Annotated in this window: 17 protein-coding genes; 12 read left to right on the top strand and 5 right to left on the bottom strand. The window is 34.8% G+C overall.

Annotated features, from left to right (window positions below; genetic code table 11):
* Positions 1–60 precede the first annotated feature (60 nt).
* Positions 61–1,566 carry a DL-endopeptidase inhibitor IseA family protein gene (locus tag AC3WTA_RS26815; RefSeq protein ID WP_000532161.1) on the top strand — a complete coding sequence of 502 codons (1,506 nt, stop codon included), beginning with the start codon at positions 61–63 and terminating at the stop codon, positions 1,564–1,566.
* Between the two features lie 35 nt (positions 1,567–1,601).
* Here AC3WTA_RS26815 and AC3WTA_RS26810 read toward each other — a convergent pair whose 3' ends face one another.
* On the bottom strand, positions 1,602–3,251 hold the full coding sequence (locus tag AC3WTA_RS26810; RefSeq protein WP_309529136.1) for a DUF2334 domain-containing protein: 1,650 nt from the start codon (positions 3,249–3,251) through the stop codon (positions 1,602–1,604).
* A 250-nt stretch (positions 3,252–3,501) separates the two neighbouring features.
* Between AC3WTA_RS26810 and AC3WTA_RS26805 the strand changes: the two genes are divergently transcribed.
* Positions 3,502–4,035 carry a transglycosylase SLT domain-containing protein gene (locus tag AC3WTA_RS26805; RefSeq protein ID WP_033657844.1) on the top strand — a complete coding sequence of 178 codons (534 nt, stop codon included), beginning with the start codon at positions 3,502–3,504 and terminating at the stop codon, positions 4,033–4,035.
* An 11-nt stretch (positions 4,036–4,046) separates the two neighbouring features.
* Here AC3WTA_RS26805 and AC3WTA_RS26800 read toward each other — a convergent pair whose 3' ends face one another.
* Both AC3WTA_RS26800 and AC3WTA_RS26795 read right to left on the bottom strand, forming a co-directional pair.
* A complete protein-coding gene (locus tag AC3WTA_RS26800; protein ID WP_000381052.1) occupies positions 4,047–4,841 on the bottom strand; it encodes a DUF4931 domain-containing protein in 795 nt (264 codons plus the stop codon).
* Between the two features lie 134 nt (positions 4,842–4,975).
* Complete coding sequence (locus tag AC3WTA_RS26795; RefSeq protein WP_002096919.1) at positions 4,976–5,104, bottom strand: hypothetical protein; 129 nt, start codon at positions 5,102–5,104, stop codon at positions 4,976–4,978.
* Positions 5,105–5,525: 421 nt separating this feature from the next.
* Between AC3WTA_RS26795 and AC3WTA_RS26790 the strand changes: the two genes are divergently transcribed.
* Together AC3WTA_RS26790 and abc-f are read left to right on the top strand one after the other, a co-directional pair.
* Positions 5,526–5,660, top strand: a complete 135-nt coding sequence (locus tag AC3WTA_RS26790; protein WP_046956655.1) for an RAxF-45 family protein — start codon at positions 5,526–5,528, stop codon at positions 5,658–5,660.
* A 124-nt stretch (positions 5,661–5,784) separates the two neighbouring features.
* Positions 5,785–7,665 (top strand): ribosomal protection-like ABC-F family protein, encoded by a 1,881-nt coding sequence (abc-f, locus tag AC3WTA_RS26785; RefSeq protein ID WP_070169283.1) that lies wholly within the window; start codon positions 5,785–5,787, stop codon positions 7,663–7,665.
* Positions 7,666–7,910: 245 nt separating this feature from the next.
* Here abc-f and AC3WTA_RS26780 read toward each other — a convergent pair whose 3' ends face one another.
* Positions 7,911–8,108 carry a hypothetical protein gene (locus tag AC3WTA_RS26780; RefSeq protein WP_000369259.1) on the bottom strand — a complete coding sequence of 66 codons (198 nt, stop codon included), beginning with the start codon at positions 8,106–8,108 and terminating at the stop codon, positions 7,911–7,913.
* A 237-nt stretch (positions 8,109–8,345) separates the two neighbouring features.
* On the opposite strand from AC3WTA_RS26780, the gene AC3WTA_RS26775 reads away from it, so the two are divergent.
* The 6 genes from AC3WTA_RS26775 to AC3WTA_RS26750 all read left to right on the top strand — a co-directional run bounded on the left by AC3WTA_RS26775 (position 8,346) and on the right by AC3WTA_RS26750 (position 15,963).
* Entirely contained in the window at positions 8,346–10,046 is a 1,701-nt protein-coding gene (locus AC3WTA_RS26775; RefSeq protein ID WP_309529135.1) for an ABC transporter substrate-binding protein, read from the top strand.
* A 240-nt stretch (positions 10,047–10,286) separates the two neighbouring features.
* The gene (locus AC3WTA_RS26770; RefSeq protein WP_048563008.1) at positions 10,287–12,014 is read left to right on the top strand and encodes an ABC transporter substrate-binding protein; all 1,728 of its coding nucleotides are present in this window, start codon (positions 10,287–10,289) and stop codon (positions 12,012–12,014) included.
* Between the two features lie 103 nt (positions 12,015–12,117).
* Positions 12,118–13,074, top strand: a complete 957-nt coding sequence (locus AC3WTA_RS26765) for an ABC transporter permease (protein ID WP_000860699.1) — start codon at positions 12,118–12,120, stop codon at positions 13,072–13,074.
* A gap of 12 nt (positions 13,075–13,086) precedes the next feature.
* Positions 13,087–14,010, top strand: coding sequence for an oligopeptide ABC transporter permease (gene opp4C / locus AC3WTA_RS26760; RefSeq protein ID WP_000451061.1), 924 nt, complete (start codon positions 13,087–13,089; stop codon positions 14,008–14,010).
* Positions 14,011–14,020: 10 nt separating this feature from the next.
* Positions 14,021–15,001: an ABC transporter ATP-binding protein gene (locus tag AC3WTA_RS26755; protein WP_000030797.1), complete on the top strand. Its 981-nt coding sequence runs from the start codon at positions 14,021–14,023 to the stop codon at positions 14,999–15,001.
* The gene (locus AC3WTA_RS26750; RefSeq protein ID WP_070169285.1) at positions 14,998–15,963 is read left to right on the top strand and encodes an ABC transporter ATP-binding protein; all 966 of its coding nucleotides are present in this window, start codon (positions 14,998–15,000) and stop codon (positions 15,961–15,963) included. The genes AC3WTA_RS26755 and AC3WTA_RS26750 overlap by 4 nt, the downstream gene beginning before the upstream one ends.
* A 37-nt stretch (positions 15,964–16,000) precedes the next feature.
* On the opposite strand, the gene AC3WTA_RS26745 is transcribed toward AC3WTA_RS26750, so the two are convergent.
* Entirely contained in the window at positions 16,001–16,873 is an 873-nt protein-coding gene (locus tag AC3WTA_RS26745; protein ID WP_000766409.1) for a Cof-type HAD-IIB family hydrolase, read from the bottom strand.
* Between the two features lie 450 nt (positions 16,874–17,323).
* Between AC3WTA_RS26745 and AC3WTA_RS26740 the strand changes: the two genes are divergently transcribed.
* Together AC3WTA_RS26740 and AC3WTA_RS26735 are read left to right on the top strand one after the other, a co-directional pair.
* Complete coding sequence (locus tag AC3WTA_RS26740) at positions 17,324–17,431, top strand: DUF3948 family protein (protein WP_000664237.1); 108 nt, start codon at positions 17,324–17,326, stop codon at positions 17,429–17,431.
* 34 nt (positions 17,432–17,465) lie between these two features.
* Positions 17,466–17,529, top strand: a 64-nt coding sequence (locus tag AC3WTA_RS26735) for a DUF3948 family protein (RefSeq protein WP_114160331.1), incomplete at its 3' end; no start/stop codon positions are given.

Genomic DNA, 17,529 nt, shown 5'->3' with positions numbered 1-17,529 from the left:
TTCTAATATTTTCTATAATTTATGATGTGTTTAATTTGATGAAGAAAGTAGGGGAAGAAAATGGGGAGAGCGTATAAAAAAATGGCTATTACAATGATGGTCGGTGCACTTTCACTTGTAGTGTTTGGGTGTGAGGCAGAAAAAAAGGTTATAAACCCAAACACAACACAGGAAAAGAAGGAAGAACAAATTGATCCAGTAGTTGAAAAACAGATGAAAGAAAATGAGGAAAATGGGAATACGGTTGGAAACAGTTCTAATAAAGGGAAGATGGCAGAGAGTGATGGATGGGTTTACTATGCAGTAAATGGTAATAAAAATACAGGAGGCATTTATCGTACGAAAGATCAATTTCAGACTTCGGAACGTGTAGTGGAAGGTGTAAATGCTTCTTACATAAATATAAAAAACAAAGCTTTATATTTTATTCATACGGATGAAGATAAGAATGCGGGATTATCTTCTTTAATGAAGTATGATATATCTAACAAAAAGCTAGACACGTTAAAAGCGGATACAAATTATGTTTATATAAAAGATCAAACTTTATTTTATCCGAAAAAATATTCTGAGCATGGTGGTTTTGATATTGTAGGGATAGTAAAAATGGATTTGAAAACGGGGCAGGAGGAAGAAGCGGCATTTAAAAACTCAGGTTGGTCTCAAACGATAGACGATAGTATTTTACATTGGAATAAAAATCGTGGAACACAAGTGACAAAAGATAATAAAACTTGGTCAAAAGAAAATTATGCAACAATATCTAGTGCTACTTATAATAATGAAAAATTATATGCTGTTGTCGACTTTTCGTTACCTTTTGAAACAAATGAAGCTGAGCATGGCATATATGAAATAGACATTCAACAAAATAATGAAAAGCTATTAGTAAAGGATGCCTTGCAGATGAATGTGAAAGGGGATACCTTTTATTATTTAAAAAAGGATGGAGTATATAAGAAGAAAATGAATGGCGGAAATGAAAAAGTAATTTATAATAAAGCGGTTGAACCAACTAAATCCTATTTATATTTTGTAGCAGGAGATATGTATCTTTATACGGATAATGGAACTATTTTAAATCTAGATACAAAGAAATCAAATGAAGTAAAAGATAAGAAGCTAGTAGATGAGGTTATGTTACAGAAAGTATGGAATGCACAGAAGGAACTTACTAATATTCAAATGGCTGCACTAACAGGAAACCCAAAACGAGTAGGGGATTTTTCGTACGGGGAATTAGTGAATCCTGCTTATAATACGAAGGACACTTTAGAGGCCACGCTATCTACGTACTTCTCAAAACCATTTATAGCAGAGTATATGAAGAGTAAGTACCTTAAAGAATTAAATGGGAAAATGCACTATGTTATTGGAGATCCAGGATCAAAAGCAGCAACTAAATTCACAAAAATTATTTCTGCCGAGCTAAAGGTTGGAAAAATAAAAGCGCAGGTAGAAACGTATAATGACTATGATAATGTAACAGAAAAAGTAGAAGTTGAATTTATTTATGAAAATAATCAATGGGTTATTAATAATATGCCGCGTTTTGGTTTAAGTTAAAAAAACCACCAAGCAAGATGCTTGGTGGTTTTTTTTTAGGATTCTAATTTTTTCGCACGTCTTAATAACAATAGAAAGACAATGATGAAGAAACCAAGTATAAGGAAGAATCCATATTGTTTTACATAGTCCATTACGTCGCTTGCACTTGTTGGTTTTTCAACGTGAATGCCGTCTTTATTAGTAGTAATATGAATATCTTGCATTTTTACTTCATTTGTTTCTTTTTGTAAATCAATCCATTCTATATTTGGAATGCTTTCTAGATCCTTTAATACTTCTCTTAATGGTTTCACACCTAAGTAAGGATGATAGAATGCACCAATAACTCCATCGGATAATTTAGCAACAGATACAGTACGTTCTTTCATCTTTGCAATAGCTTGTGGCTTATCTTCTTCAATAAAGCCAACTGTTTCAGGCATTAATTTCATCCCGTGTAAAAATGATGGGGTACTTGTATAGAATGGTGAGTGCATGGATTTCCAAGTTGTATCACTTAACTGTAATTGTCCTACATAAGTTGAAAAGTACCTTGATAATATTTCATATCCTTTTTGAGACATCGTGTAATGAGGTGCTTCAAATGCGACAGGATATAGTTTGGCATCTACAAGTTCTTGAATACCTTTTTCAATATGATCAGTCGTATACTTTTCTTCAAACTCTTCCCCTTTTTTTACATATGCATTATATGCTTTGACATTAGGGAAGTCATCTTTTGTTTTTGGTTTTTCATGCTTCGGTTGACGAATTGGTTGATCTGTTTTTACGTCCCAAAATTCAAAACCTTCCCCAGTTTCACTATCATAAAATTGATGCGTATAACCATGCATAATAATTGCTGCACCATCATCTTGCATAGAGCGTAAAAGATCGACTAGTTCGGGTTTATCTTTTAAATGCAGTGTTTTACCTGTCTCGGGATCTGTATATACAGGAATAACAGTAATCATGTAAGGAATCTTTTTCTCTTTTAGTAATTCAGCAATTTCTTTTAATTGATTTATATCTGCGGCCGGATGAACGTCCTCAAGACGCAAATAAGCCTCTACTTTATTTGTCGTTGGCTTTTGTCCAAAGTAAGAAAATAACATTTCACCAACGTAATGAGACATCCAGTCAAAGAGGTGTGGCGTTGCCACGTAATAAGATGTTTCATGCTGAACGATTAGTGGGTTCTTGCTATTTGAACTTACAGCGTTAGCAAGAACAGTTCCATTTGTATCAAAAGATTGAATCAATCGTTCCTCTTCTAAAGTGTTTTTAAGCTTATGGCTTGGATATTCGATTTTATTAACTCGTATATCATCAGCCTTTAGGGTAATGAAAGAAAAGCGATTAGATAATTGTTCAACATTTTGTCCTAAAACTAATACTGGGCCTGAGAAATTTTCTAGAAGTTGCTTTGTTTCAATAGGAAACTCTTCTTTTTGTTCACCGATATAAACAATATGTGTATAAGAAGATGAATTAGTAATTTCATTAGCCTTTTTTAAACTTTTCGTAGTTATATCGTTTGTAAAATGTCCTAATTGAGTATTAAGGATTTGAATGTTATTTGTAATTTTATCGTCTTTTGTACTGTATAAAACAAGTACTTTTGGTTTTGATGATGTTTGTGCAGAGGTGTGGATAGGGATAAGTAGTAAAATGCTGAACAAGAGTATTATGCACTTTTTCATTTGGTCTGCTCCTATTCTATATGTAGAGTTCAGTTTACAATTATATACAAGAAATACGTTGTAGTCTATGAAAGTTACATTTTTGCACGTATTTACCAGCTGTTTTTTCACAAAATCGGTCTAAAGCATGATGATAATATATATAGTTATTTGCTATGATAAAAGGGTAAGAGAATGATAGAATGTGGGTAATTGTAAAGGGAAGAAGGCTGAAAGGGGACAAATTTCAGCGGAGAAAGAGGTAGTGGTAGTGAAGAAATTCTTTGTAGGATTTTTAGTTGTTCTTGGGGTGTACTTATATTTCCAAGGAAAGTCTGAAGGAATGGGCAAGTTAGTGAATGAGACAAGCTATGTTGACTCAGAAGAAGCAAAACAGGTGAAACAAATTATTATAGAGGAAGCAAAGAAAGTCAATCTTCCAGAATGGATACCTCTTACAATTGCCGAACATGAAAGTCGGTTAAATCCAAGAAGTGTTGGAGATAACGGAACTTCATTCGGATTGTTTCAATTGCACCGTGGCGGTGGGCTTGCACCAGATCATTTAACTGATGAAGAGTTGAAAGATCCGCGCGCAAATGCGCAAATTGCAATGCCGCATTTAATGAAAGGATATAAGCGCGGGGTGCAAAAAGGTTTGACGGATTTTGCATTACTAAAATATGTAGCAAATACATCTGGATGGCCAGGTAATCTGGGTCCAGAGTGGACGGATAATAACATGAAGTATAACATCGGATTAGAAGATGTGTACTATCGAAATAAAGGTGTAATCAAAGAGTAGGTTTTCTATACCTACTCTGTTTTTTTATGAATAATTGCATCTTTTTCGCTCGTGAAGTACGCCGCTAGTTGTATTTTTACCTCTTCTAGTTTTGTAGAAACTTGCGGTATTTTATATCCTACATATAACGGTGAAACGACGAACCTAGGAACAACTTTACAAATGATTTTTCCGTTTAAGTAATAGAAGAATAAGTTATAACTACTACATCCTTTATGGAAATCTTTCAGTATGTAACGTACAGTTTGCTGAATATAATTTGCCAGTTCATCTATGTATCCAATATCTGCAATAATGATATTAAATTCAGTAAAACCGATAATAGGACGATCTGAAATATTGAGTTCAATGCGTTCGTTTTTTTGTACAATGACTCCTCGGAAGTTGTCCGGTTCTACGTTACCGAGATAGTCTACATATTTCATTCCGATAATCTGCATGTGTGCATGATGCAAACTCCCGCCTGAGAATGGACCGTGATTTTTGTATAAAATCACAGATGTGAATTCTTCATTCTTCTGTAAGTTTAACCAATGTTGAATGGAGAAACGAATTAGCGATCTCATATGTTCTTCTGTATATGTCGCAATATGGTCTTCACAATTATCTGTTTCGATTAGCACCGTTTGAAATGTATCTTTTAATGTAGGAAATTTGTTTTTTAACCAAATAATTGAGCCCTCAGTTGCTAAAATATCCGTTAAGTTTTCTCTGTCACAAAAAGGACATGCAGCGCTTCTATTCCGAATGCTTTCTGGTTTTTGTTTGCCAATATCGTTTAAAAAGTATAGTTGTTGTGTATCCATTTGTATATATGCCCCTTTAAAATATGTGTAAAAATCCCGCTTAATACATTCGGGGAAAGGAGAAGGAAATCCTTTAAAGGGAATAGGAAAAATAAAAGACAAGATATCCTCATTACAACAGGGTACCTTGTCTTTTATTTTTTCTTTAATAATGTGTATGGATAATATAGAGCGTTTTTATTGTGCTTCTTTTTTCTATTTTTTATTGTGTATAAGGCAATTGCTGTACTTGCGATTACAATAATGGCTTTCTTCATATTCATTTACCCCTTTTTTATTGTTGGTTTAATTCTTGGCTAACTGCTTTTGCATCAACTAGAGCATGTAAAATCATTTTTACCATGTTCATCATATTCCTTCACTCCTTTTTATAGTTCATTTAGTTCTTTTACAACTGCTTGTCCGTTCACTAATACCTCAAAGATTGCTTTTACGATTTCTTTCATCATGATCGTTTCCTCCTTTTATTTGGCTCTCTTGTTTACATCTTTATTGTATAGGGAGGCATCTTTTCGTACTATCGCTTTCCATTACGTGAACATAACAGTTTTGTAAGATTTGATGTCACTTATTGAAATGTTTAGTCTATCTTCATTATTTTCAGAAAAATGACTATTCAAACATGAAATGGGAAAGTATAATAAAGAAGTAAGTATTAAATTCCGTACGAAAGAGGTGAATGAGATGAAACGTTCTTTAGCTGCACGTGCCAAATTTTTAGATTATATCTATTTTTGTCGTGCGATTTTTCATGATGTAGTTGTTAACGGGATACGTCTGTCCTTTTTTAACAATTGCATAGTAGCTATTGAACGATAGAAATCTCTTCACCCATTTTTAATAAACGTGTGAAAAGGGAGCTATTTGGCTTCCTTTTTCTATGTCGAAAACCATGGGGAATGTTTCTTTCCCATGGTTTTTTATATTGAAAGGAGTACGGAAAATGACAATTTGTAGTGTAAATAATGTAACGAAATCTTTTGGTGGAAACATCATATTTGAAAATATATCGCTTGAAATAAAGAATGGTGAACGTGTTGGATTAGTTGGTCGTAACGGTAGTGGGAAGACAACAATCTTTCAGCTTCTAACTGGAATGGAAAGTTTAGATGTAGGAGCCATCCATATGAAGAAAGGTACACGTATTGGTCATTTGGCACAAATTCCGAAATTTGATGAGGGTATGACTGTATATGATGTATTGAGTTCGGCTTTTAAAGCAGAAAAGGAATTAGAAAGAGAAATGCGTACTTTAGAAAAAAATATGGCGGAAGAACAGGAAACGTTTGCTTTACAAAAATTAATGGAGAGATACGGAGTAATCCAAGAAAAATTTGCGTTTCTCGGTGGTTATGAAATAGAAGCGAATATGATGAAGGTAGCAAATGGTCTACAGGTGACAGAACTATTTCCTCGATCATTTCTGGAGTTAAGTGGTGGGGAACAAACAAAAGTAAGCCTTGCATACATGTTGTTGCAGAAACCAGATTTACTTCTATTAGATGAACCAACCAATCATTTAGATTTATTCGCAGTAGAATGGCTAGAGCAATTTTTAAAAGAATACAATGGAACGGTTATGGTCATTTCACATGATCGCTATTTTCTTGATGAAGTTGTAACGAAGATTTTTGATTTAGAAGATGGAGAGATTCACGTGTATCATACGAACTATTCTCAGTTTGTTGAGGAAAAGGAAGAACGGTTGCTTCAGGAGTTTCAGGCTTATCAAGAACAGCAAAAGAAAATAAAGAAAATGAAAGAAGCAATTAAGCGACTACGTGAATGGGCAAATCAGGCGAATCCTCCGAATGAAGGATTGCATAAGAGAGCGAGAAGTATGGAACGTGCACTGGAACGTATAGAGAAACTAAAGAAACCTATTTTAGAACGAAAACAAATGGGACTTCAGTTTGAAGGGCAAGAGAGAAGTGGGAAAGATGTTGTTGTAATGAAAGAAGTGAGTAAAGGGTTTGCTGACCACCCTTTATTTAACGAAGCGAATTTACATGTTCGTTTTCAAGAGCGTGCGGCGATCGTTGGTCGTAATGGTACAGGAAAGACAACGCTACTAAAGTTATTATTAGAAGAAATAGAGCCAGACGTTGGAGAAATTCGGATTGGTAGTAGTGTGAAAATCGGTTATTTATCACAACATGCGTACGGAAATATGAAGAGTAATGTATTAGAGGCTTTCAGGGAATATGTAGCTGTAACAGAGGGAGAAGCGAGACATATATTAGCTAAGTTTTTATTTTATGGTCCAGCGGTGTTTAAGAAAGTAACGCAACTGAGCGGTGGAGAAAAAATGAGGTTAAGACTTGCGCAACTTATGTATCAAGATATCAATTTTTTAATTTTAGATGAGCCGACAAACCATCTCGACATTGAATCAAGGGAAGTTTTAGAGGAAGCTCTTGAGCAATATAATGGAACGATTTTAGCTGTTTCACATGATCGTTATTTTTTAAATAAGTTATTTGAAAAGACGTATTGGATTGATGAGCATAAATTATTTGAGTTTGCAGGGAACTACGCATGGGCTCGTCAAAAGTGGGAAGAAAAGCTCGAGAAACAAGTAATAAAGCAGCAACGCCAAGGAAGAAAAAGTATGGAAACAGCTCCTGTAAAAAAGAAAGAAGTTAGGAATGTTGAGGATATTGAAACGGAGTTAATGCATGTAGAAGAGGATATATATATGCTTGAGTGTAAGATGGAACATGTAGTTGATGTTGAAATGCTTGAACAATTGTATGAAGAAAAAACGAAGAAAGAGTTGTTACGAGCGGAGTTATATAATGAGTTAGAGAATATTGTGGAGTAAAAAGTAGAAAGCGAATCCTTTCAGCTTTGCTGAAAGGATTCGCTTTTTTTATACTGATATTTTACTTTAAGAGAAAAATAAAAATTGTGTTTCACGTGAAACAGTAAATTTGATACATCTTTGTTCTGTAATTTACATAGATTGTAAAACATAAATGATATTAGGGATTTTTTGGATCGGTTACTTATTTCCCGAGACATAAGTATGTGAAACGGCGGATCAGGATTGAAAATAAAAAAGCAGAGTTACAGCTTTACGCGCTGAACTCTGCTTTCTTTTTGTGTCGTATCTTCCCTTGTTGAAATGATAATGGCGATCCCGAGCATAATAAAAAAAGCTAAAAAGAGGACGAACTTTGGGAAGAATGGGAATAGTAATAGAGCCCCGACTATCATAATTGTTAATAATACGTAGTGCAGGACGTATTGGAATAGGTTGTCCATGTTTTCGCCCCCTTTTTGGTAATTGGTTATTAGTATTCTATGTTTCATACTGAACGAATAGAAGTGAATTTTTAATTTTTTAATACGAAATAAAAGAGAACGATTGACATGTTTAAAGGAAAGGAATAATCTTGAAATTAATTCATACTATTTTTATAGGAAAAATAAAGATAGTTACAGGGAGGAGGCCTATGTTCCTGCATCGATAAAAATTAGGAAGGTAAAGGTGAGAGGGCAATGAAAAATGCTTTTAAAGGAGCACTTGCTACATTTCTTAGTGTGTCAGTATTACTAGCCGGATGTGGTCAAGAGGAAGCAAGTACAAATGAAGCCGGGAACGTACTAAAAGTAAAAGATGAATTTATTAAGGCGAGCGACAAATCAAAAAGTCCTACAAAAGTAAATGAAAGAAAAGATATTTTTGTAGTTGGAATGCCGAGCCCTGGAGGGATATTCCTTCCGCACTTTATGGAGAATGGATGGGATGGTAATATAACGCAAGCTATCTTTGCGCCTCTCGTTGGACTGGATAAGGAAGGGAAACCAATTCCCATTTTGGCGAAGAAGTGGGATATTTCGGAGGATCAGCTTACATATACATTCCATTTGAAAGATGATTTGAAGTTTAGTGATGGTACATCGTTAACTGCGGAGGATGTAGCATTTACATTAACGTTATTACATGATCCAACTTATAGTGGTGCGACTGATATAAGCCAAACAGCAATAAAAGGTGGGCAAGCATATAAAGAAGGAAAAGCGAATTCTATTGAGGGAATTCAAGTCATTGATCCGAAAACAATTACGATTACGACTGAAAAGGTAAATGCTCAAACGCTATCATTAATCGGTGGAGAAGTTATATCTAAAGCGTATTACGGGAAAGAGTATAAACAAGGACACTTGGAGTATTTAAAAGAGTTGTATGGGAAGCCGGTGGGAGCAGGAGCTTATAAGTTAGATAAATATATTCCTGGTCAAGAGGTTCGATTTGTAGCAAATGAAAATTATTTTGAAGGAAAACCGAAGATTGAGCACTTTATTTATAAAATTACAAAGGGTGATACGAAGTTACAACAATTTCAAGCAGGAGAAGTAGATTATGATGGTTTTACGACAAACGTGGAGACCATTGAGCAATTAAAAGATTTAGGTTTTGCTAATATTAATGTGTATACAGGAAGCTCTTATGGCTACATTAAAATGAATTATAAGAAGCCATACTTTAAAGATAAACGTGTCCGCCAAGCATTTATTTACGGATTAGAGCGTCAAAAGGTTATTGATACGTATTTCCAAGGATATGCGTCACTCGTTAATGTACCGATTACGCCAGTTTCATGGGCGTATACAGAAGAGGGCATTAATAAATATGAGTATAATTTAGAGAAGGCGAAGAAATTACTGGATGAGGCTGGATGGAAAGCAGGTTCGGATGGAATTCGTGAAAAAGATGGACAAAAATTGAAAGTAAGTTATTTTGCCTCATCAGCAAGTAAAATAAATGATGTAATGATTCCTGTGATGAAAGAAGATTATAAAAAGTTGGGTGTAGAGTTTAACCCAGAATATATGGACTTTAATACGATGATTTCAAAAGTGATAAAAGGTGATTATGATTTAGCAATGGTATCTACGCCAATGATTGATGATCCGAGCGGAACGATTGAAGAGTTTGTTTCAACAAGTAAACGAAATTATGATGGATATTATAATCCGAAAGTAGATGAATTAGCTAAGCAAGCATTAGAAACGTTGGATATTGAAAAGCGAAAAGAAATTTATAAAAAGTTATATCAAGAGTTAAGTGAAGACCCGCCTGTAATCTTCTTGAATAATAGCAAAGTGGTGTCTGCACATCATGCACGAATTCAAGGATTACAAGAAGATAACTATAACGGTATTTTATTAAGTTTACCTAAATTAAAGATAGAATAATAATTTTTAAAAAATTCTCAAAATATTTATTTAGAAAGAATTGACAAAATATAACGGACGATATAAGCTAATAACCATAAAGTCTACCGGAAAGGTCGGAATAGGATTGCTACCCCTCAAAAACATCTATTTTTTACGATTAAAACCGACTTTTCCGATTGGCTATAAATGTGCTGTGGGAGGCATACATAAGCTAATAAGTTCGAAGGGTATAACTATTAAACAGTTAGGGTGGGGACAATGAAGAAAAAGACAAAAAAATGGGCTGGTGTATTTTCGGTATTACTGAGTAGTTCGCTTGTGTTATCTGCTTGTGGGGGACAGGAGGATACGGCTTCTACAGAACCGGTTAAACAGCAAGATTTAAAAAATATAAAAGTTGAAAAAATTGCGGCTACAGATAAGACGAAAGTACCTGATAAGGCAAAAAATAGAAAAGATACGTTTATTTCTGGTATCTCAAAGCCTGGGGGAGTTTTCTTACCTTACTTTCAAGAGAACGGCTGGGATGGCAATGTGACATCGGTTATTTTTGCTTCCCTTGTTACAACAGATAAACAAGGAAAACCTATACCAGATCTTGCTGAGAAGTGGGATGTTTCTTCAGACCAATTAACATATACATTTCATTTACGCAAAGACTTGAAATTTAGTGATGGATCGCCATTAACCGCTGACGATGTAGCATTTACATTATCACTTCTACATGATAAAGCGTATGAAGGCGGAGATGATATTTCACAATATGCAATTAAAGGTGGAAAGGAATATAAAGAAGGAAAAGCGACGTCTATTGAAGGAATTCAAGTTGTGGATCCACAAACAATTAAAATTACGACCGAAAAAGTTAACTCACAAGCGCTAATTGCTTTAGGTGGTCCAGTATTATCGAAAGCTTATTATGGAAAAGAGTATAAACAAAATACTAGTTTAGATTATTTAAAAGAGTTATATGGAAAACCGATAGCTGCGGGGCCATATAAGTTTGAAAAGTATATCCCAGGACAGGAAGTTCGTTTTATAGCAAATGAAAATTATTATGCAGGTAAACCAAAAATCCAAAACTTTATTTATAAGATTACTTCACCGGATACAAAATTCCAATTATTCCAAACAGGTGAGATAGATTATACAGGAGTAGGCTACGGGGATGAAATTTTAGAACAAGTGAAGAGTTTGCAGTTTGCAAATGTTGAAATAGAGACAGCTGCTTCATTTAGTTATATAAGAATGAATAGTAAAAAACCGTATTTAAAAGATAAGAAAGTTCGTCAAGCTCTTATTTATGGATTGGATCGTAAAAAATATGTAGATACAGCTTTGAAAGGATACGGTACGGTAGCAAATGTTCCAATTCATCCAACATCTTGGGCTTATACAGAAGAGGGCATTAATAAGTACGAATATAACTTAGATAAGGCGAAGAAATTATTAGATGAAGCTGGATGGAAAGCTGGTTCAGACGGAATTCGTGAAAAAGATGGTCAAAAACTTAAATTAACGTATTATGGTGCAAGCTCAGCAAAAGAAGGTGATTTATTTATTCCGATAGCAAAAGAGAACTATAAAGAATTAGGTGTTGAGTTCAATCCTGAATTTATGGATTTTAATACGATGCTATCAAAAGTGAAAAAAGGCGATTATGATTTAGCTTCTGTTGCAACACCAATTACAACAGATCCAAGTGAAACTGTAAGTGGTTACTCCTCGGAAGGTGATGATAATACCCTAGGTTATAAAAACGAAAAAGTAGATGCATTAATTAAAAAAGGAATTGAAACTGTAGATATTGAGAAACGTAAACCGATTTACAAAGAACTGTACAAAGAACTAAGTGAGGATCCGCCAGTAATTTTATTAAATTATCGTAGAATCATCACAGCTTACAATGGAAACATTAAAGGAATTGATCCTGAGAAGTATGACAGTATTAGTTCGAACTCGCCAGTATTATCTATTGAAAAATAACGAGAAGAATGTATAAGTAGAAGACATTTTTTCATTCGGCTAGTAATATGCTGATTCGAAAAAATGTTCTTCTATTTTAAGCATAAGATTGGAGAGAAAAAGGGTGAAAACGTATATCATTCGTAGGTTGTTACAAATGATTCCTACACTTTTGGGAACGTCAGTTGTTATTTTTTTCCTGTTTGCACTTCTTCCAGGGGATTATATTGATTCGAATCCTAAGATTACACCGCAAAGGGCGGCAGAGCTTCGGGAATTGTATGGATTAAATAAGCCAATTGTTGAGCGCTATTTTCATTGGTTAGGTAATGCGTTACAAGGAGACTTTGGTTTTTCGCTTCAATATCAAGAACCTGTAACATCATTATTAAATAAATTTATTTGGAACTCTTTTAGTGTAGCAATTATTGCATTGTTTTTTATTTGGTTAATTGCACTTATTATCGGTGTATTTTCAGCGACAAAACAACATTCTTTATTCGATAAGCTTGTAACAATTGGTATCTTTGCAGCAATGTCATTTCCTTCATTTTTTATAGGTCTGTTTCTAATTAAGGTGTTCGCAGTTGATCTTAAGTTATTGCCAATAGGTGGAATGATTGATGTTGGTAGTAATTCAACCGGATTCGCTTATGTGATAGAAGTTGCAAAGCATATGGTTTTACCGGTATTTATTTTGACTCTTCTTGGTGTGGGCTCATTAACTCGTTATTTTAGAACGAGTATGTTAGAGGTTGTAAGACAAGATTACATACGAACAGCACGAGCAAAAGGGTTAAAAGAGAAGACTGTTATTTATAAGCATGCATTAAAAAATGCCATTTTACCGGCTATTACATTGCTTGCGTTTGAGTTACCTGGATTGTTTTCTGGGGCAATTATTATTGAACAAATTTTTAACTGGCCAGGGATTGGTGGTATTCAATTAGAAGCACTAAATTTCCGTGATTATACAGTATTGATGGCATTTACGATGTTTCTTTCTTGTTTAACAATCGTTTCAAATTTTTTCGCAGATATCGTATATGCAGTTGTTGATCCACGAATTCGGTTGAAGTAAGGGGGGAACGAGATGGAAACTGTTACAGCGATTACAGAGAAGAAAGAAAAAAAGAGAAGAAAAAATGAATCATCACCATGGCGACAAGCTATTAAACGGATAAAGAGAAATAAGATGGCACTCGTAGGATTGTATGCATTAATTTTTATGTTTTTATTTTGTTTTATCGGTCCATTCTTTTCGCCATATGCATCAGGGAAAATACAAGTTGCGTTAATTAACAAACCACCTAGTTTTTCTCATTGGCTCGGTACAGATCAATTAGGAAGAGATATTTTAACGAGACTTATGCAAGCGGGACGAATTTCATTAACAATTGGCCTAGCTTCAATGGTTTTATCAGTAATACTAGGAGCTGTATTAGGGGCTATTGCAGGATTTTATCGTGGCATCGTTGATAATATTATTATGCGTCTTGCAGATATTTTAATGTCGATGCCAGGATTACCGTTACTTATTATAATGGGGGCGATTTTATCAGAGTGGAAAGTACCGTCTGATTATCGTCTGTATGTCATTATGATTATTTTAAGTTTAGTAGGTTGGCCGGGGCTTGCACGTCTTGTAAGAGGTCAAATTTTATCGCTTAGAGAGCAAGCGTTTATGCAAGCTGCTGATGTGCTAGGAATAAAAGATTACCGAAAAATTATCTATCACTTAATTCCTAATGTTTTACCGATATTAATTGTTGTATCCACATTAGGCGTTGCAGGTTCTATTTTAGGGGAATCCGCACTAAGTTACTTAGGTCTCGGCGTCGTTCCACCTACACCATCATGGGGGAATATGATTAGTGCAGCTAACTCGTTAATTGATTTCCAAAAGCGTCCTTGGTTATGGATTCCGCCTGGTTTTGCAATTTTTATAACAGTTGTATCCATTAATTTACTTGGTGATGCACTTCGTGATGCGTTAGATCCAAAGATGAGACGGTAGGTGAGAAGGTATGAGTAAAGCGGTAGTGGAGCTGAAAGACTTACAAACACACTTTCAGACAGAAGAAGGAACAGTAAAGGCTGTGAATCATGTTAGTTTTACAGTTCGAGAAGGTGAAACGGTTTGTGTTGTAGGCGAATCGGGTTGCGGGAAAAGTGTAACAGCTTTATCTATTATGGGACTTATTGCTGAATCAGGCAGTGTAGTAGGTGGAGATATCTTATATGAAGGAAAAAGTCTTTTAGGAATGAAAGAGAAAGAGCTTCGTAGTTTACGAGGAAATGATATTGCGATGATTTTCCAAGAACCGATGACATCGCTAAATCCTGTCTTCACTGTAGGTGAACAAATTGTAGAGACGTTAAGAGAGCATGAATTACTTAGCAAAAATGAAGCGTATAAGAAGGCGATTGAGTTAATTCGTAAAGTTGGTATAGCTCGTGCGGATGAAATCGTCCATTCTTATCCGCACGAACTGAGTGGTGGCATGTTACAACGTATTATGATTGCTGTTGCACTTAGTTGTAATCCGAAGTTATTAATTGCGGATGAACCGACAACGGCTCTTGATGTTACGATTCAAGCCCAAATATTAGACTTATTAAGACAAGTAAAAGAAGAATTTAAAACATCCATTCTATTAATTACACATGATTTAGGTGTTGTAGCTGAGATGGCTGATTACGTTGTCGTTATGTATGGCGGGAAAGTTATTGAAGAGGCACCAGTACTAGAAATATTCCAAAATCCGAAACACCCGTATACGAAAGGGTTGTTGAAATCAAAACCGGTGATGGGAAAACGAATAGATAAATTATATTCTATTCCAGGGCAAGTTCCTAATTTAGTTGGTTTGGATGAATTCTGCTACTTCAGCGGTCGTTGTGAGCATTGTATGGAAATATGTAAAGAAGAAGCGCCAAATCTGAATGTACATGATGAGAATCATAAAGTAGCTTGCTGGTTATATGAGGAGCGTGCGGGACAATGAGTGAACCATTATTAGAAGTAAAAAACTTAAAAACATATTTCCCAATTAAAGGCGGCATATTTAGTAGAACGATTGGACATGTGAAAGCAGTTGATGGAGTAAGTTTTACTATTAATAAAGGCGAAGTGTTCGGTCTCGTTGGTGAATCAGGAAGCGGAAAAACGACGATAGGAAAAACAATTTTACGTCTCGTTCAAAAAACGGAGGGAGAAGTGAAGTTTAAAGGACACGATGTTCATTCTCTATCAAAAGAGGAATTGAGAAAACATCGTCCTAATATGCAGCTTGTGTTTCAAGATCCATTTAGCTCATTAAATCCGAGAATGCGAATTGGAGAAGCACTTGGCGAGCCGATGTTGGCTCACGGACTAGCGACGAAAGAAAATATTCGTGAAAAAGTGACAGAAGTATTAGAGTTATGTGGCTTAGCCCCATATCATATTGACCGGTATCCTCATGAGTTTTCTGGTGGACAACGTCAGCGTATCGTTATCGCAAGAGCTATGGTATTAAATCCGGAATTTATAGTAGCTGACGAACCTGTGGCAGCACTAGATGTATCTATTCAAGCACAGATCATTAATTTATTTAGTGAGTTACAGGAGAAAAAGGGACTATCTTATTTGTTCATTTCACATGATTTAAGCGTAGTAGAGCACTTATGTACGAAAATTGGAATTATGTATTTAGGAACGATTGTGGAAACAGCGCCGCGTGATGAGTTATTTACGAACCCACTGCATCCGTATACAAAAGCATTGTTATCAGCTGTGCCAATACCAGATCCAACAGTGAAGCGAGAGCGGATTATACTAGAGGGTGATATTCCAAGTCCAGCAAATCCACCTTCGGGTTGTCGCTTTCATACACGTTGCCCGTTTGCAACAGATATTTGTAAACAAACGGTACCAGAATTCCGTAATGTTGGTGAAGAGCATTTTGTTGCTTGTCATCATGTATAAAAGAAAAGGACCCTTTCAAATTGAAAGAGTCCTTTTTTTATTTACTAGATGAAGTTTGTTTCAATACAAATTTCTCGATTGCGTGAGCAACACCATGCTCATTATTTGTTAATGTTACGACATCACATAGTTTTTTTACATCTTCTTCAGCATTTCCCATTGCAACTGATAAGCCAGCTACTTGTAACATTGGCACATCATTAAAGTTGTCTCCGATCGCAATAGTATCTTCAATTGGTATATTGAAATAAGCAGCCATTTCTTGTAGACCGTTCCCTTTATGACCATGCTTATCCATAATTTCTACATTAGTAGGAGCTGATGCCGTAACTGAAATATCAGTGTCTTCTTGTAACATGCTTAATAGCTGTGCACGATGCGCTGCATTAAATGTCAAAATGAAGAATTTAGATATTTCTAATTCTGGATTATTTACAACATCTTCGATTTTTTGGAAATCAGTAATTAAGTTTGATTTCTTTTGTTTTTCTGTAATTCTTTCAAGTTCTTCAAGTGTAACATCTAGTGCATGCTTGTTTTCTTCGAACGCTTGCATGACTTGATCTTGCCATGTATATGGAGAATAAACTCCTTTATTCGTATATAGCTTATAAGGAAAACCTTCAGATTCTAGTAATTTTGCAAGCTTGTATACTTTATCGTTTTGTAAACAACGCGAGTTAATTACTTTTCCATCCACATAAACAATTGCCCCATTGCTCGCTCCAACTGGAAGAGATAGTTTATATTCTTCCAATAATTTTAAAGCATCCTCTTTTGCACGACCAGAACAAATCATGACTATATGACCAGCCTCTTTTGCAGTTTGGATAGCTTGTAAGTTCTCTTTGGAGATTTCAAGATTAGATGATAGTAGCGTACCATCCATATCTAATGCGATTAATTTCAAAATGACCACCTCTTTGCTTTTATTATACATAGTTATATAGAGGAAACATATAAACTTATCTTGGAAAGATCGTATTTTATCTTGCGTGAACCGTCAGTAAAAATTTGATAGGCGCCATCTTATTACTTTGAATATGCACTTTAATTTGTAATAAAAATAGAGGTAGGTATGAGGGTGTTTCGTTATATGACTGTAATATTACAATAACATTACAAACGCCAACTTAGTAGAAAGTGCATTAAAACAAGGTTTTTAAGGGTGTTTATAAAAAAACGTAAAAAAGTGTAATAAAATTTACGTAATTATATTGCAACGTAACAATAGTTATGTTACATTAATGTTACAAACGTTACGTTAATAACTTTAATGTAACGCTAACATAAAAACTATGAAATAAACATTTCTTAGAAATTACATATAGATAACTTATTAAAAAGGAGGATACATAAAATGAAAGAGCAAGTATTACAAGTAACAAAAGGTGACTTCGTAGGATCAGCAAGTGGAGCAGTAGTATTAACAGCATTAATCGTATTTCTATCAAGCGTATTAGTATAATAGAAGTTTTGTAACAAAAGAAAAAGAGAGGAGAATGAAAGATATGAAAGAGCAAGTATTACAAGTAACAAAAGGTGACTTCGTAGGATCAGCAAGTG

This window comes from Bacillus sp. EB106-07-01-XG149 (genome assembly GCF_058791555.1).
The sequence above is the reverse complement of the archived record's forward strand: the minus strand, read 5'-3'. Positions and strand labels throughout refer to the sequence as shown.

What these genes read in the sequence shown, in the direction of transcription:
- AC3WTA_RS26815 (WP_000532161.1), top strand. Translation starts at nt 61, where the DNA reads ATGGGGAGAGCGTATAAAAAAATGGCTATTACAATGATGGTCGGTGCA.
- AC3WTA_RS26795 (WP_002096919.1), bottom strand. Translation starts at nt 5,104, where the DNA reads ATGAATATGAAGAAAGCCATTATTGTAATCGCAAGTACAGCAATTGCC.
- AC3WTA_RS26775 (WP_309529135.1), top strand. Translation starts at nt 8,346, where the DNA reads ATGAAAAATGCTTTTAAAGGAGCACTTGCTACATTTCTTAGTGTGTCA.
- AC3WTA_RS26810 (WP_309529136.1), bottom strand. Translation starts at nt 3,251, where the DNA reads ATGAAAAAGTGCATAATACTCTTGTTCAGCATTTTACTACTTATCCCT.
- AC3WTA_RS26750 (WP_070169285.1), top strand. Translation starts at nt 14,998, where the DNA reads ATGAGTGAACCATTATTAGAAGTAAAAAACTTAAAAACATATTTCCCA.
- AC3WTA_RS26790 (WP_046956655.1), top strand. Translation starts at nt 5,526, where the DNA reads ATGAAACGTTCTTTAGCTGCACGTGCCAAATTTTTAGATTATATCTAT.
- AC3WTA_RS26780 (WP_000369259.1), bottom strand. Translation starts at nt 8,108, where the DNA reads ATGGACAACCTATTCCAATACGTCCTGCACTACGTATTATTAACAATT.
- AC3WTA_RS26755 (WP_000030797.1), top strand. Translation starts at nt 14,021, where the DNA reads ATGAGTAAAGCGGTAGTGGAGCTGAAAGACTTACAAACACACTTTCAG.
- AC3WTA_RS26800 (WP_000381052.1), bottom strand. Translation starts at nt 4,841, where the DNA reads ATGGATACACAACAACTATACTTTTTAAACGATATTGGCAAACAAAAA.
- abc-f (WP_070169283.1), top strand. Translation starts at nt 5,785, where the DNA reads ATGACAATTTGTAGTGTAAATAATGTAACGAAATCTTTTGGTGGAAAC.
- AC3WTA_RS26740 (WP_000664237.1), top strand. Translation starts at nt 17,324, where the DNA reads ATGAAAGAGCAAGTATTACAAGTAACAAAAGGTGACTTCGTAGGATCA.
- AC3WTA_RS26770 (WP_048563008.1), top strand. Translation starts at nt 10,287, where the DNA reads ATGAAGAAAAAGACAAAAAAATGGGCTGGTGTATTTTCGGTATTACTG.
- opp4C (WP_000451061.1), top strand. Translation starts at nt 13,087, where the DNA reads ATGGAAACTGTTACAGCGATTACAGAGAAGAAAGAAAAAAAGAGAAGA.